This window comes from Ruegeria sp. YKSF57 (assembly GCF_059612585.1).
In genome coordinates this window covers 1-14,171 of the sequence record NZ_JBXWQW010000073.1, presented here as the reverse complement: position 1 = coordinate 14,171, position 14,171 = coordinate 1, and the positions used below count along the sequence as shown (strand labels likewise).

The following is a 14,171-nucleotide window of genomic DNA, read 5'->3' as shown; positions in this document are numbered from 1 at the left end:
ACTTCGGCCAGACTGTTGGATGCATGTATCGACACGCCCGGCCCGACACCCGAGGAATGGCAATTGCCGCTTGGGCAATTCTGCCCGCAATTTCCCGCCGCAAAGAAACAGGCCACGCCTGCCGACACCACCTCGCGCACCTTGCGGTGCACCGGGTGATTGATGTCGTGCACTTCGTGATTGGGAAAATGCGCCGGGTTCGGCACGCCGGTAAACCCGTAAGAGTTGTTGGTGATCTGCGGCGTTCCATCATTATTCCACTGATCCAGAACCGCCTGGAACATCTGCAACGCACCACCCGAGTTTGGAACACCGAGGAACGGATAGTCATAGATCCGCGCCGCCGGCGCCGCCACCAGAACATCCGCTGCGCACATCGAGCCATGACTGCTGATCGCCGCCGCGCCGGGTTGCAATCCGGCCCCGGGGCGGGCAAATCCTCCGACAACCGGATACTCATCTCCGTTCACACCCTCGTCGATGATGCCGACGATGATGTTCTGCCCACGAAAACCGCTGCTCCACAACGTGTCTGTCCCCAGCAGGTCGCGCAAAACGGCAATTTCCACCGCGCTGCGGAAAGGCCGGCAATCCACACCACTGTCCGAGCGCGCCTCGTCAATCGCCTCCCGCGCGGAATATAGCGTCAGTTGCGAATTGGGCCAGATCTTGACGTTCGGATTTCCCTGCAACTCGCTCAGACGCTCCCGGCTCATCTGCGCAGGCAGCACCACCGTCCGACTTGTCGGCGCCAGTTCCCTGTGGGTCGGTTGCACGGACTCCACGAAATCGGCGCTTACTGCCTCGTCGATGCGCGAAAACATCGGCACCGGCGTGAACCCTTCCTCAAACTCGATTCCGGCGCCGCCGATATCTGCCAAAAGCTCAGCCGCCTGCCGCTCCGCCTCGTTGGGTGCATCCATTGCCGCACCGTGCATTTCCAAGGCGTCCGGACGCTCCGAGGCGATTTCCAATAACACATTCACACCAGTCATGACTTACCTCCAAATTTCCTGAAAAAAACACTTCGATAATACACCAAAAACGTGTTCTTCGAAATATCGGCGCGCAAGAGTTGAATAGCATCGGCGCTCTCCGTATCTTGCGCTGAAACCAAGGATTTCAGCAGGACGACACCATGACCGAGCAAGCCCCCCACCCGATGACCCCGCAGGACTGCCTCGTGGCGATCATGGTCGCGGTGTCCGCCTCCGACGAAAACATCCGCACTGCCGAGCTGGTCAAGATCCAAACCGCCGTAAACATGCTGCCGATCTTTGCCGAATACGATATCGACCGCATGCAGCGGGTTTCGCAAACCGTGTTCGACCTATTCGAACAAGAGGACGGGCTGGATGCGCTGTTCGGCCTGATCCGCGACAACCTGCCGGAACGGCTGAATGAAACCGCCTATGCCCTGGCCTGTGACGTGGCCGCCGCCGACGGCACGTTGGCGGAAACCGAACTGCGCCTGCTCGAAGAAATACGGTACGAGCTCAATATCGACCGCTTGCATGCCGCCGCCATCGAACGCGGCGCGCGGGCGCGGCATCTGGTCTGAGCGCGCTCAACTACCGTAAAGGTTGCCCCACCGCTCCAGCAAGGCTTGTTGCAACTTTCTCGACTGCCGGTTCCATGACCGCGCGCCCGGCGGACGCTCCCGATCCTCACGGCGGATCTGCGCCCGCCGCGCGATGTCGGCGGTGAAAATGGCAAATGCCAGTTCAGTGCCGCCCGCAGTTGTCACGAAGCCGCCCAGACCAGACACGAAATTCAGCGTGCCTGTCTTGGCATCGACCCTGACGGGATGCCCCTTGATTGGGCGTCCCTTGCTGTCCTTCAGGGCGAACTGCTTGAGCAAGGGCCGCAACAGATTGCTTTTGCGCGCAGCCACAAGGGCCCGCACCAGATCTCCCGGCGCCATGCGAGAAGCGCCTCCCAAACCGGAGTGATCCACCATCTGCGTCCGGAAGGCGCCGTATTTCCCGATTGCCCACTGGTTCATCTCTGACGCAGAATCCTGCAGGTCACCGGGCGTAACGCCCCGCGCCACCGTGGCAGCCATCCCTACCATCTCGGCGGTCAGGTTGTTCGAGTATTTAAGCATTCCCCGCAGGATTTTTTGCAGTGGCGCACTCTGATGCGTGGCCAGAACTGTACCCTCGGGCACGGTACGGACAACTTCCGCCCGGCCCAGAACAAGTCCGTTGACCCGCGCCAATGTCTGAAACACTTCGCCCGCATACAATGCCGGCTTGCGCACCGGCAGCCACCGCGCGCCACCTTTGCCCAGAGCGCCCTTGGCCACCGTCCAGTTGTCGACCCGCACGCCGGGTTCATAGGTGTAAACGGGCAGGTTCCGATCGGCGACGGACATCTTTGCCATTTCCACGCGCGGCCGGTAATTGGCGGTGCGGGCATCCATGGTCACGTCATAGCTTTTGGCGCCACGTTTCCACTCGAAATGCACGCGGTTAAAGTTCAGCGCGATGCCGCTCACCGCCGGGCTGTATCCGACATGATCGGGCTGTTCCGGATCAATGGTATGCACAAAGGGCAACGCGCCGTCATATACCCTGAAAGCCCCGCGCACTTCCCGCAGCCCGGCCTCCCGCAAGTTCACCGCCAGGTTTGCAAGCGCCTCAGTGTCCAGCAAGGGGTCTCCGCCGCCAACTAGAATCAGATCCCCCTTGAGGATGCCGTTTTCCATCGGCCCGTCCGCGATCAGCCGTGTCTCGAACCGATGCTCCGCCCCCAACACGTCCAGCGCGTAAAGCGCGGTCAATGCCTTGGCCACACTCGCCGGCGGCAGTCCGTTGCCTGCGCCCACTGCTTCCAGATGTCTGCCGGTTTTCACATCGGCCACGGCAAAGACCACATCCCCAGGCAACCCAGCCGCTCGGATGATCCGCTCGGACTCACTCACCACACCTGTTCGCACCTGCGGCCTGAGAGATGCTTCCGGAGCCTTTGCCCACCCGGCAACCGGACTCAGCGCCGCCCCCAAACCGGTCAGAAATGCACGACGAGAAATCTGATCAAACATGTCTCAATTGAATCGCAGAGTTAGCCGCCAGACAAGAAGCCCCATACAGATTTTCTCGCGCTCGGGTAAATTTGTCGACAGGTTTCTAAGGGGCGCCACTCATTTTTCGCTTGCGACGGCATTGTATGGTTGTGACAGAATGATGTTGTTATTCAGCACGTCGGCATGACTATCGCGTGGCTTTAGCACCGCCATGATCGCGTGGCGCAAGATGCAGAATTCGAAACCACCTCACAAGACCTTTCGGTCAAAACGGTCGATTCGGAAAGCATCGAGCGGAAACTCCGATTTGCCTGTCTGAACCAGATCCGACATGACCTTGCCGATCACGGGACCCAGCTGAAATCCATGGGCCGAAAACCCAAAGGCGTGGAACGCGCGATCAGCATTCACCGCAGCTCCAATTACCGGCAAGTTATCTGGCATATACGCTTCCAACCCAGCCCACATGCGGTTGATCGCGGCGCGGCGCATGATCGGAAAGAACTCCGCCGTGGTTCGGGCAGCCTCGGCCAGTTTGGAATAATCTAGACGAGTGCGGTTTGCAGAACGGTCGGCAAACCCCTTAGCCCCACCCCCGATCAGGACGGTGCCGTTTTCAAACTGTTTGAAACTCAACTGTCTACTGACCGCCCCAACAACCGGCTTGGCGAATTGCGGCATACGCGCCGTGATCATCAGCATCGGCGCGGCATGGCTAAGCGGAACGTTGTCGCCAATCATCAAAGCGATACGGTCGGCCCATGCTCCGGCACAATTGACGACAGTATCGGCTTCGAATCGAATGGTTGACCCTTGCGCCAGCCAGACGTCACCGACACGACGCAAGCCAAGCAATTCTTCTTCTTCGACAAATCGGACACCAAGGTGTTCCGCGCGCAAACGGAAAGCGCTGGTCGCCTTGTAAGGGATGGCGTAACCGTCAAAATCTGACGTCGCCCCTCCGACACAATCCGGGTTTACGTTCGGCAAACGATCCATCAACTCCTGGCGGGAAATGATCCGCTCGTGTCTAAAACCCGCTGCGCGCATTTTGTCTTCACGAATGCGAAGCTTGGTCATGTCGGCGTCGTCCGCCGCAATGTTGATCAGGCCCTGGCGGCGAAACCCGGTGTCATGGCCAAGTTCCTCATCCAATGTCTGCCACATCATCATCGAGGCTATGGACAGCGGCACTTCGGCCATGTCGCGACCCAATAGCCGGACACCGCCCGCATTCACGCCAGATGCATGCCGACCGACATAGTCCTTTTCAACGACGATGACAGACACGCCGGAACGGGCAAGATGAAAAGCGGTAGCGCACCCCTGAATGCCACCCCCAACAATCAGAACATCCGCTTTCATTTGCTGCCCTTCGCCTGAAGAGTGCCAAAATGGCTGAGTTCGTCGAGGGTCAGCAAACGCAGCGGGCTGCGCAAACGATAGTAACCCACGTCTTCCGGTGGCGCCCCGCGCCATTCTGCCAGCAGCCCCGCCACGGTATGACCGCATTGACGGCCCTGGCACGGCCCCATCCCGCATCGAGTTAATGATTTCAAGGCATTGGGGTCACGCGCGCCCAGATCAAACCCCGCCCGGAGTTGGGCGAGGCTTTGCTCTTCGCACCGACAGACAAGTGTGTCCGGGTCCTGTGGCAGGCGCAACGCGTTCGACGGGCGATAAAGCTTGTCAATGAAGGCACGGAAGGGGCGCAGTACGGCCAACGCGGCCAGATCCGGAGCTGCCGCGCGGTCTCTTTGCGGCTCCGACAACAGACCCAACCGGCACAGGATGTTGAGCGCCGCCAGACGACCCGCCAGACGCGCGCCGTCGGCGCCAATGATGCCCGCGCCGTCGCCTGCAACGGAAACATGTGGCACCGAACTTTGGCCAAAGGCATCTGTATCGACCTGCCAACAAAGCTGGTCGGAATTCCAGCGATGTTTCAATCCCATCGCGAGGGTTATGTTCAGGTTCGGCTGCACTCCGTGGTGCAGAAAAACGGTGCCGGCGGCAATCTCGCGGCTACCTCCTCCGCTGGAGAAACGCAGGCCCGATGCCCGCTGATCACCCAGTACGCAAAGATCACGCGCACCGCGAAATGTTCGGATACCGCTACGCCGTATCTCGCGCAGCAGCCCAATCCCCTTTTGCAGCATTGGAAAGCTGCGCAAGGCCCGAGGCAAACGTGGAAGTGCCTCAAGGAAATGATCGCGTGGAGTGGTATCGACCAATGCCACCACCGGCACACCAAGCCGCAGATATTGCGCGACGATCAGATAAAGTAGCGGGCCGGAACCTGCGAAGATTGCGCCATTGGCCACCATTGCATCCGATTTCAGCATCACCTGTGCAGCACCTGCGGTCATTACACCTGGCAGGGTCCATCCGGGAATTGGCATCGGTCGTTCCATCGCTCCGGGGCAAAGCAACATCTCGCGGCAATTCAGTTCCTTGGTTTTGCCTTCTTGTGAAAACAGAATTCGACCGTCATCGCCCGCGTGCCAGACATCCGCCCTCGCGCAATAAGTGACGGAACTGCGCTCGAACGCGGCGACAAGGCCAGCCCCGTCAGTATAGTCCGCGCCCAACAGGCTTGCTTCCGGTAACGGGCTATCGGCGACGGACCGATAGATCTGGCCGCCAGGCCGCGATGCGCGATCTAAAACAGCAACATTGGCACCGCTTTCCGCCAGTCGAATGGCTGCTGCCATGCCAGCAGGACCAGCACCGATGATCGCGCAATCAAACGCCCGCATCGCCGACCTCGGACTCTTCGGTAATATTTTGCGTTGTCACCACCATCCCCTCGGCCACCTGCCGCAAGCAGGCCTGCTGATTGGGAAGACCGTCAATTTCGACCATGCATTCAAAACACACACCCATGGCGCAATAGGCGCTGCGCATTTCACCGGACAATGCGGCATGCCGTGTCACGGTCTGGCCGTCCAGAGCCATGGCCGACCAGACCGACTGTCCCGGCACGGCCTCGACCTCACGCCCGTTCACAACAATTCGGACCCGTACGCCATCGGGCTGACGCAGCGACTGAAACATGGGAGGCTCCGTTTTATGCATGAAAAGGGAAAAGGGCTGGGAGACGGCCCTTTTCCCGACGAGCGACTGAGGGCCCCTAGTTGCCGATCTTGTCCAGAATGGACTGGCCCCATTCCTGACCAACGTCTTCCAGGACCTGCGGCCAGACCGCTTCGCGCACATGAGCGGCGGTTGCGGCCAGTTCTTCATCGCTCAATTTGACGATGGTGGCGCCATTGTCGGCCAGCTTCTGCTCAAACGCAGACTGGTCGGCCTCGGCGGTTTCCCAGCGTTTCGCTTCGAATTCCTTGGCACCAATCTCCAACGCTGCACGGTCTGCGTCGCTGAGGTTGGCCAGGGCTTCCGTGTTGATGATCATATACCAGACCTCGAAGTGGGTGTTCACCGGCACATAGGTGGTGGTCACATCGCGGAACGAGGCATAGTAGCCTTCGGCACCCGAACCGACGACGCCGTCAACCACACCGGTCTGCACGGCGGTGAAGGCCTCGGAGAAGGGGATCGGCGAGGAGATGTAGCCAAGCGCGTCGGCGGTCAGCTGGAAGCTCTTGATACCGGGCACACGCACCTTGATACCCTTGGCCGAGGTCGGGTTGCCGGGATCGACCGCTTCGGTGTTCAGCGCGACACCGCCGAAATACACCGGATAGGCGGCCAGCATGGTGATGTCCTGCTTGGCATAGAGCTCTTTCATCGCGTCATAGATCGCGCCGCCGGGCCCGTAGATATTTTTCGCTTCGGCCCAGTTTGCAGCGACATATGGAAAGGCCGAAATCTGCATGCGGCGATCGACGGCAGTCGCGGCAGGCTGCACCGCCATGTCGATGGCGCCAACTGAAATCCGTTCCTGAACAGAGGTATAGTCGCCAAGCGCCGAGGCCGGGAACAGATTGAGTTCCAGCGAACCGTCGGTCGCCGTCTTCAACTCTTCGGCGAAAGCGCGCAGTTCGTTGTCGATAGTCGCACCTTGAGGTCGAATATGGCTGACCTTCAGAGTATCGGCGGCGGCGATGCCGGCGGTGGCCAGTACGGCGGCGACCATCGCCGTGGACTTCAGGAAATTCATCATTGGGTTTTGCTCCTCCGTGAGTGATGAAATTTGCGGCTTAGTAGCCAAAGAAGCGGGGCAGCCACATCGACAGGTCCGGCCAGAAACTGGTCAGGAACACCACCGGCAGATAGCCCAGCAGGATGAGAGTCATGGCAGGACGGATCACGCGGGTCACAGGGACCTGTCCGATACGTGCACCAAGGTAGAGGATCGAAGCATAGGGTGGCGTCACGCCGCCCATGGCCGTGTTGACGCCCATGATCGCCGCGAACTGGATCGGACTGACGCCGATGGCCTGCATCAACGGCAGAAGCAGTGGCGCGATCAGGATGATGGCGGTGACGTCATTGACGACCATGCCGACCAGAAACAACAGGATATTGATCAGGATCAGCAGAAGCGCCTTGTTTTCAGTGATCGAGAAGATCGCCTGCACAATCGCCTGCGGCACGCTTTCCAGAACGAACATCTGGCTGAGGATCATCGAGAACAGGATCATCAGCATGATGGCGCCGACGGATGTGGCGGCTTCCCTGCCCGCACCCAAAAAGGTACGCATATCCAGTCCTTTGTAGATCAGAAAACCCACAGGGATCGCATAGATTACAGCTACCGCAGCAGCTTCGGTCGGGGTCATTATGCCGCCATAGATGCCACCAAGAATGATAACTGGCATCAGTAGCGCAGGTGTGGCTTTCAGGCCGCGCTGCGTGGCCTCGGAAACGAACTCCTGCCCTTTCAGCGGTTCGTTCAGTTGCAACGGAAACTTGCGCGCCATGCGAATGTTGACGATCGAAAAGCTCGTCATGATCAGCAGGCCGGGGCCCAGCGTGGCCAGAAAGCAGGCAAGGATCGAGGTGTCCGTGACCCAGCCATAAACGATCATTGTCACCGAAGGCGGGATCAACAGACCCAAAAGAGACGCGTTGGCGATCAAGGCGGTTGCGTATGCGCGAGGATAGCCCTGTTTTTCCATCTCGGGGATCAGCAGCGGGCCGATGGCGGCAACGCCGGTCAAGCCCGAGCCGGAAATCGCCCCGATCAGCGCGCAGGACACGGTTGCAACGACGCCCAGACCACCACGCAGGTGACCGATGAAGATGTTCACGAAGTTCAGCAAGCTGGCAGCGATACCAGATACGCTCATGATCGTTCCGGCCAGTACAAACAACGGGATGGCCAACAGAACAGGGTTGCCCAGTTGCTGGAATCCCCAAAGCATATTGCCTTTCATCACCACATCGCCGGCGTAATACATCACCATCAACCCGGCACCAAAGCAGTAAGGCAGCGGTACACCGAGTGTCAGCAGAATGACCAGAACCAGCACCGCAAAAAGAGCAATCTCAATCATGTTCAGGAGTCCTTTTGCGGAGTGAAATCGGGCGAAAGGACAGCCTTGAGATGCATCGCCAGGTGCCAGACTGTGAACAGCATCATCAACACCATCCCTGCAAACAGAGCGATATCGACATAGAAGGTCGGCAAATACAGCGTTGGGCTTTCGCGCCAGACTCGAATCGAGTATTTTGCATAGTCCCACGCCCACATGGTCAGCCACAGCCCCACGATCAGGCTGATGATCTCGCCTACGATGGCGAGAATCTTGTGCTGGCGTTCGGTCTTGAGGAAGATCTCAAGCACATTGGCCCGGATATGTGTGTTCTCGCGTGACGCGTTGACCGCCCCAAGCATATAAAGCCAGAGCGTCGGATAAAGCAGGCTTTCTTCCAGCCCCATCACTGGAATTTCCAGCACATAACGGGTGATCACCTGCACGAATTGACCAAGAGCCACCAGACAGATCAGCGCTGTCAGAACTATACTCGAAAAACGGTCCATCTCCCCCTCCGTAACGCGAAGCGCATTCTGTGCTTCCGTGGGGGCGAACCTTGCGAGTACAGATCATCAAGTCAAAACGATAAAATTGATAATAGAATAAAGTTACTTTATATCTTCAAGCAAATATCAGGAAAATCAACGCCCATGAATATCAGCTTTCGCCAGCTTCAGGCCTTTCGAGAAGTCATGCGCAGCGGTTCTGTCACCGAAGCAGCGCGGACGATGGGGCGCACACAACCCGCCGTTAGCGCCTTGATCGCGAATCTGGAGGCTGAAATGCAAATCGCCCTGTTTCACAGACAGCGGGGCAAGATGGTTCCAACACCCGAGGCTCGATACTTCACTGACGAGGCCGAAGCCATTTTGGACCGACTGGCATTGTCCACGCGAACAATGCGTGAAATCGGTGCTTTGACAAAGGGCCGTCTTAACATTGCCTGCATGCCGGCGGCTTCCAGCCTTTTGATGCCCCAATTGCTCGCCCGGTTTCTGGCCGACAAGCCCGATGTGAGCGCGTCACTGATGATGCGCGCTTCCTCCGTCATTGAAGAGTGGATATCCTCGCAGCAATACGACATTGGCCTGGCGGAAACACCTTCACCTTCGCCTGCCCTGATTACACGGGATTTCGATCTCGAATGCGTTTGTGCCTTACCGGCGGACGACCCGTTGGCACGCATGCCAGCAATTGAAGCCCGGGCGCTGTCGGGCAAACCGATGGCCGCGCTTCAGCAAGGGCACCCGAACCTGCTGGCCACTCAATCTGCTTTCAAGTCGCAAAAGGCGGAGTTTGTGCACCGTTTCGAACTGCGAACATTCAACCCTGCGTTCGCCCTTGTTGAGAAGGGTTTGTGCTATTGTGTATGTGATCCGATAACAGCCGCCGGTTATTTTCTTGCTCACCCCGTCGTCAGGCCAGTTGTATTCCGGCCTTTTCGTCCACGAGTTTCATTGGCAGTTTCAATTCTGCAACCCGCCCACCGGCCGCCTTCGGCATTGGCGGCAGCGTTTGTCGACCAGCTAGCCACAGAACTGCAACAAATAGGAAATATGCTTTCCGACCGCGACCTGGAATGTGCCGCAAAACCATGATGGCCAAGTTTGGCACGCAGTCTGAGCGATGGCGTGGAAACTTGTTTCCAAGGGTCCCCGGTCGGGTGAATTGTGACACACGTACAAGGCGGCGGATCACTGGCAATCCGCTGTCGCTTTTTACTCCCAAGCCAGCAATAAAAAACGGGTGAAAACCTATCCAGTCATGAGACGCATAGGCATCTGCGATTTCCGTCAATAAGCACAGTGCGGATCAGGCAACTCAAGGAGGGGCGCATCACCGGGCCGTCCGCGGCTCCGCATATTGGACGTCATCTTGGGCAAGTTCAAAGCACGTGTGCAGGCCGAGCGCGAGGTGCGAGAAACGCCGGAAACGCGGCAATGACAGCGTGTCTTGTCATCAATACAATTTCAGGCCCTCCGTCAGACCAGTTTTCTATAGACAGTCAAAACCGCTAACACTCACCATTTGCCGTTGTCGTTCTTCCAGGCCTCGCAGGGTGGAACGGTTTCAATAGTGTCCCAATGCTCGGCAATCTTGCCCGTTTCGACCCGGAACAGATCATAGAAAGACGTATGCTCGCCCCGGAGATAACCTTCGCAGACAGACAGGACGAAATTGCCTTCGGCGAGCAGGCGGTGATTACGGAAGTATTGGATTGCAAGCGCGCCGTCTGCGCGCTCGTTCAGTGCGGCGCGCAGGGCTGCTGAGCCATCATCCATCACCGGGCTGTGCTGGATCAACGCGTTATCGACATAATCCACCAGATCAGCGAGATTGCGGCCAATAAGGATATGATCGACAAAGCGCCGGACCAGATCGCGGTTGGCCTCGGTCCGATCGATATCCGTGGCCTCGACCGGGCCGTCCACCATGCTGCGGCCAGATCGGTTGGGACCTTGCCGTGGCTGGATATTGTCCCAATGCTCGACCGCCTGGCCGCTCTCAAAGCGGAACACCTCGAACCCGACCCGGGAGGTGGCGAAGTCGTATTCGGTGTGCCCGAACACAAAATCCCCGTCCTCGAATGCGCGCACGACATTGACGCGGGGCGAAGTTTCGGAAAGCCGCTTGAACAGTGCTGCAAGCCCTTCGCTGCCTTCGTGGGTCTGCGGGTTGTGCTGGATGTATTTCTTCTCGTTCACCACGGCGACAGGTCCGGGATCGCCGGTTTTGATGCTTTTGAGCAGAGCGCGGATCTTGTCCTTGTTGCTGAAGGTCATAGTGTGTTTCCCATCGGCTGGTCTCGCGATTTCAGGCGTTTTAGGGCGCCGCGCATTGATACGCGAATGCGGCCACGGCCAGATCGCCTATGGCCAACCCGCGAAACACGAATGCGGTCCGGCGCGCCGGATCGAAGCCGTCCGAAGTAATGCCTGCAACCAGCGAAGACAGATCTCCCGAGATCAGGCCGGGTGCGACCATCGGTTTTTCCATCGCCGCCTCTTGCTGCTGGTCATCGACATAGATCGCGCCAAAGGCGGACATCCCACTGGGTTGCCACGGCAAGGCCAGGTCGGTGACAGCCGCAAAGGCGCCGGGCTTGAGCCAGTTCGCATCAAGAAAGGGTTCGATCTCGTAGTTCAGGGTAACCGATGTGACGACGATATCCGCCCCCTCCAACGCCTTGCGCGGGTTGGTGGCGACCTGTGCAGTCAGGCCCTTGCCGCGGGCGTAGTCGCAGAACGCCTCGACGTTGGCCGGGGTGCGGCCAAAGGCGCGCACCTCGGCCAGCGGAAACAGCTCGGCAAAGGCGTCGATGTGGCTGCGCGCCTGCACCCCGACGCCGACAAAGGCCACGGTTTTCGAGGCGGGGTTGGCCAATCGGCGCGCCACCACGGCGCTAAGACCTGCTGTACGCACCGCCGTCACCCATCCCGCATCAGTCACCGCCCGCAACGCACCGGTCTGGCTGTCGAGCAGCATGATAGAGCCGTTGATCGCAGGCAGGCCGCGCCCGGGATTGTCTGGGCTGACCATCACCGCCTTGACGGCAATGACCGGCGGTGCGTCCGCGACGGCCAGCGTCGCCATCACGTAACGCCCGTCGCCGGGAATAATCGCCGCCTTGGGCGCGGTCCACAGTTGCCCCTTGGCCTGATCCCGCAAGGCCTGTTCGATACAGTCCGCAATCTCGTTTGCGGGAATGTTCAGGGTGGCAAGGTGTGCGTCGGACAGATAGTCAAAAGGTAGCGGCGTATCAGACATGGCGGATGGTCTCTCCTGAAGTCGGGATGCGTGTCAGTTGAGGAGCGGTAGGGCGCGTAGCCGGTCGGGGTAGTCCTGCGGGAATTGCCAGACCGCGCTGCCTCGTGGCCGGACAAGGCCGCGTGATGCCGGCAGCGCGCCGCTGCTGAGGGTTAGCAGGATATCGCTGCTGGCCCAGGGGGCCGAGCGGAAATACCAGTGCCCGTTGCCCGCGTCCGCCCCCGGAGCGTCAGAAGCGTTGATCAGGGCAAGGCGGTTTTCGGCAAGCAATTTCTGCCTCAGCCAGTCTGGCATAGCCTCGTTCCCTGCCGTTTGCCCAAGGCGGTTCCGACCAAAGACGAACTCGGACATGCCCAATGCCGCATCGCTGCCGGACATGTAAATGGACAACTGGTCCATGCCGTCAAGCAGGCCGTCGGCCAATGCGTTGGTAAAATAGAGCCGATCGAGGTCGCTGCCGATCAGCACCACCTGCCCCAGCCGGGCGCGCCCGTCATCCAATAGGGCGATCTGATAGGCGGCTTCGAACACCAGCCGCGATCCGGCGCTGTAGCCGATCAGGTGCACCCGCCGCGCCTGCGTTTGGGTGGTCAGGAACTCGATCAGTTCGCGCAGGTTTCGACGCGTGGCGCTGGCGGTCTCAAGGTCGCGGAAATAGGCCAGACGGTTGGGCGTGGCGGGCCAGTTGTAGCTGAGAAAAGCGCCGCGATAGCCCAGATAGTGCTGCAACTCGCGCGCCACCAGCGTGGGGTATTCGAAATCGACGTTATAGCCGTGCACATAAATCACCACATCGCGACTGCCCGACAGCGACAGTTGCCGATTGATGGCGCGGGCAAAATCGCGCGCGGCGCGGGCGGCCTCGGCCGGGTCGATCTCCTCCCCCGTATCGTCCGAGATGGAAAACGACATCGGCCCGAATTCCTGCGCCGAAACGACGGAAAGCGTGCGTTGGGTGTCGTCCTGCCCGGTCGAGATCCGGCGCAGGGTCTCCCAATCGCCCGCAGGCGGGGTCATCGCCACATCCACCGTCCCGGTGCGCAGCACGATCCCACGGTCGTTGGCATAATGATCCGAGGCGTCATCGGGTCCGGCGACGCGGCGGTCGGTGGCATAGAACAGCTTGGCCCGCTCGGCCTTTTGACGCGCGGTGGCGGTGGTGAAAGGATCAAGCGTGCCGCCCTCATAAACCGTTGGCGGCGGCATGATGGCAATTTCGTTATAGGATTTCTCTCCACAGGCCCCCAACGCCAAGGTGAGGCAGAGGCCGGTGAACCATCTGTTGATACCCTTGCTGCGCCGCATATCTCCCCCGATCATGTGAGGGACTACAGCACATTTGCCGGGTCGAAAAAAGCGCGCGTTGACGTAGTGGTCGGATCAGACGAATTGTCTGGTTTGAATGACGGATTTGATTGAACTATCGTCGGGCAGAGTTCGTTATAGTAATCGCATGGAAAATTAGTGTCAGAAGAGAATTCAAGTATCTGGGCGAGCTTGGCGGGGTTCGATTCGAGCATCTACAAGTTCTTTACAAGTGATATCACACTACGTGACGAGGAACTCTCGTTCGACATCCTGGATCGTATTAACAGGGGTGAACCGTTGCCGCCGGAAAGCTTCGCCAAGGAGATGTATGGCGACTACAAGGACATGATACATAAACGCCAACCACACCTGTTTCGCGTTGGCCCTTTTTGGGTCGTGTCTTCGCAATGCGCAGAGGTCTTGCGTCAATTCGATCTTGGGCAAGGCGGGCTGTATCCCACCCGGCTGTTCCAGTTCGACCGGAAGACGCCCGTTGAAGGCGAGTATTTTTGCCTGAACATCGGAAACACGAAAAAGACCGCCCTCCCGGAAATATCGTCGAGTGTCGAGTATCTTGAAGTGGCGAAGGTCTGGTTCGCTTCTCCGGTCCTACAGGATGATGA

The 14,171-nt window shown here is 59.0% G+C and carries 14 protein-coding genes; 3 read left to right on the top strand and 11 right to left on the bottom strand.

Translation table 11 applies throughout. The features are described 5' to 3' along the window. The coding region (locus AC2FLX_RS20640) for a S8/S53 family peptidase (protein ID WP_496875521.1) at positions 1–995 on the bottom strand (995 nt) is incomplete at its 3' end. Positions 996–1,138: 143 nt separating this feature from the next. Here AC2FLX_RS20640 and AC2FLX_RS20635 point away from each other — a divergent pair. Beyond that, positions 1,139–1,561, top strand: a complete 423-nt coding sequence (locus AC2FLX_RS20635; protein WP_480750220.1) for a tellurite resistance TerB family protein — start codon at positions 1,139–1,141, stop codon at positions 1,559–1,561. A 6-nt stretch (positions 1,562–1,567) separates the two neighbouring features. Here the strand turns inward: AC2FLX_RS20635 and dacB are convergent, their stop codons facing one another. From dacB to AC2FLX_RS20600, 7 genes are all read right to left on the bottom strand, one after another. Next, on the bottom strand, positions 1,568–3,046 hold the full coding sequence (gene dacB / locus AC2FLX_RS20630; protein ID WP_496746750.1) for a D-alanyl-D-alanine carboxypeptidase/D-alanyl-D-alanine endopeptidase: 1,479 nt from the start codon (positions 3,044–3,046) through the stop codon (positions 1,568–1,570). A gap of 231 nt (positions 3,047–3,277) precedes the next feature. Beyond that, positions 3,278–4,393, bottom strand: a complete 1,116-nt coding sequence (locus AC2FLX_RS20625; protein WP_496746749.1) for an NAD(P)/FAD-dependent oxidoreductase — start codon at positions 4,391–4,393, stop codon at positions 3,278–3,280. Then, complete coding sequence (locus tag AC2FLX_RS20620) at positions 4,390–5,787, bottom strand: FAD/NAD(P)-dependent oxidoreductase (RefSeq protein WP_480750223.1); 1,398 nt, start codon at positions 5,785–5,787, stop codon at positions 4,390–4,392. Before AC2FLX_RS20620 ends, AC2FLX_RS20625 begins: the two co-directional genes overlap by 4 nt. Next, a complete protein-coding gene (locus AC2FLX_RS20615) occupies positions 5,774–6,085 on the bottom strand; it encodes a (2Fe-2S)-binding protein (protein ID WP_480750224.1) in 312 nt (103 codons plus the stop codon). The genes AC2FLX_RS20620 and AC2FLX_RS20615 overlap by 14 nt, the downstream gene beginning before the upstream one ends. Before the next feature lie 76 nt (positions 6,086–6,161). Continuing rightward, positions 6,162–7,154: a TRAP transporter substrate-binding protein DctP gene (gene dctP / locus AC2FLX_RS20610; protein ID WP_496810596.1), complete on the bottom strand. Its 993-nt coding sequence runs from the start codon at positions 7,152–7,154 to the stop codon at positions 6,162–6,164. A 37-nt stretch (positions 7,155–7,191) separates the two neighbouring features. Beyond that, a complete protein-coding gene (locus tag AC2FLX_RS20605; RefSeq protein WP_496810595.1) occupies positions 7,192–8,490 on the bottom strand; it encodes a TRAP transporter large permease in 1,299 nt (432 codons plus the stop codon). Positions 8,491–8,492: 2 nt separating this feature from the next. Further along, the gene (locus AC2FLX_RS20600) at positions 8,493–8,978 is read right to left on the bottom strand and encodes a TRAP transporter small permease (protein ID WP_480750227.1); all 486 of its coding nucleotides are present in this window, start codon (positions 8,976–8,978) and stop codon (positions 8,493–8,495) included. Here AC2FLX_RS20600 and AC2FLX_RS20595 point away from each other — a divergent pair. Beyond that, positions 8,919–10,070, top strand: coding sequence for a LysR substrate-binding domain-containing protein (locus AC2FLX_RS20595; RefSeq protein WP_496807210.1), 1,152 nt, complete (start codon positions 8,919–8,921; stop codon positions 10,068–10,070). The genes AC2FLX_RS20600 and AC2FLX_RS20595 overlap by 60 nt on opposite strands. A 423-nt stretch (positions 10,071–10,493) precedes the next feature. On the opposite strand, the gene AC2FLX_RS20590 is transcribed toward AC2FLX_RS20595, so the two are convergent. From AC2FLX_RS20590 to AC2FLX_RS20580, 3 genes are read right to left on the bottom strand one after another with little or no spacing between them, the layout of a single operon-like run. Further along, positions 10,494–11,255 (bottom strand): nuclear transport factor 2 family protein, encoded by a 762-nt coding sequence (locus AC2FLX_RS20590; RefSeq protein ID WP_496810594.1) that lies wholly within the window; start codon positions 11,253–11,255, stop codon positions 10,494–10,496. Positions 11,256–11,295: 40 nt separating this feature from the next. Then, positions 11,296–12,240, bottom strand: a complete 945-nt coding sequence (locus AC2FLX_RS20585; RefSeq protein ID WP_480750229.1) for an ornithine cyclodeaminase family protein — start codon at positions 12,238–12,240, stop codon at positions 11,296–11,298. 33 nt (positions 12,241–12,273) lie between these two features. After that, entirely contained in the window at positions 12,274–13,545 is a 1,272-nt protein-coding gene (locus tag AC2FLX_RS20580; RefSeq protein WP_480750230.1) for an alpha/beta hydrolase, read from the bottom strand. Positions 13,546–13,704: 159 nt separating this feature from the next. Between AC2FLX_RS20580 and AC2FLX_RS20575 the strand changes: the two genes are divergently transcribed. Continuing rightward, positions 13,705–14,171, top strand: a 467-nt coding sequence (locus AC2FLX_RS20575; RefSeq protein ID WP_496875520.1) for a hypothetical protein, incomplete at its 3' end; no start/stop codon positions are given.

Excerpts from the sequence above, each read along its gene's own strand:
- AC2FLX_RS20615 (WP_480750224.1), bottom strand. The coding sequence starts at position 6,085 with ATGTTTCAGTCGCTGCGTCAGCCCGATGGCGTACGGGTCCGAATTGTT.
- AC2FLX_RS20635 (WP_480750220.1), top strand. The coding sequence starts at position 1,139 with ATGACCGAGCAAGCCCCCCACCCGATGACCCCGCAGGACTGCCTCGTG.
- dacB (WP_496746750.1), bottom strand. The coding sequence starts at position 3,046 with ATGTTTGATCAGATTTCTCGTCGTGCATTTCTGACCGGTTTGGGGGCG.
- AC2FLX_RS20590 (WP_496810594.1), bottom strand. The coding sequence starts at position 11,255 with ATGACCTTCAGCAACAAGGACAAGATCCGCGCTCTGCTCAAAAGCATC.
- AC2FLX_RS20600 (WP_480750227.1), bottom strand. The coding sequence starts at position 8,978 with ATGGACCGTTTTTCGAGTATAGTTCTGACAGCGCTGATCTGTCTGGTG.
- AC2FLX_RS20580 (WP_480750230.1), bottom strand. The coding sequence starts at position 13,545 with ATGCGGCGCAGCAAGGGTATCAACAGATGGTTCACCGGCCTCTGCCTC.
- AC2FLX_RS20625 (WP_496746749.1), bottom strand. The coding sequence starts at position 4,393 with ATGAAAGCGGATGTTCTGATTGTTGGGGGTGGCATTCAGGGGTGCGCT.
- dctP (WP_496810596.1), bottom strand. The coding sequence starts at position 7,154 with ATGATGAATTTCCTGAAGTCCACGGCGATGGTCGCCGCCGTACTGGCC.
- AC2FLX_RS20620 (WP_480750223.1), bottom strand. The coding sequence starts at position 5,787 with ATGCGGGCGTTTGATTGCGCGATCATCGGTGCTGGTCCTGCTGGCATG.
- AC2FLX_RS20585 (WP_480750229.1), bottom strand. The coding sequence starts at position 12,240 with ATGTCTGATACGCCGCTACCTTTTGACTATCTGTCCGACGCACACCTT.
- AC2FLX_RS20605 (WP_496810595.1), bottom strand. The coding sequence starts at position 8,490 with ATGATTGAGATTGCTCTTTTTGCGGTGCTGGTTCTGGTCATTCTGCTG.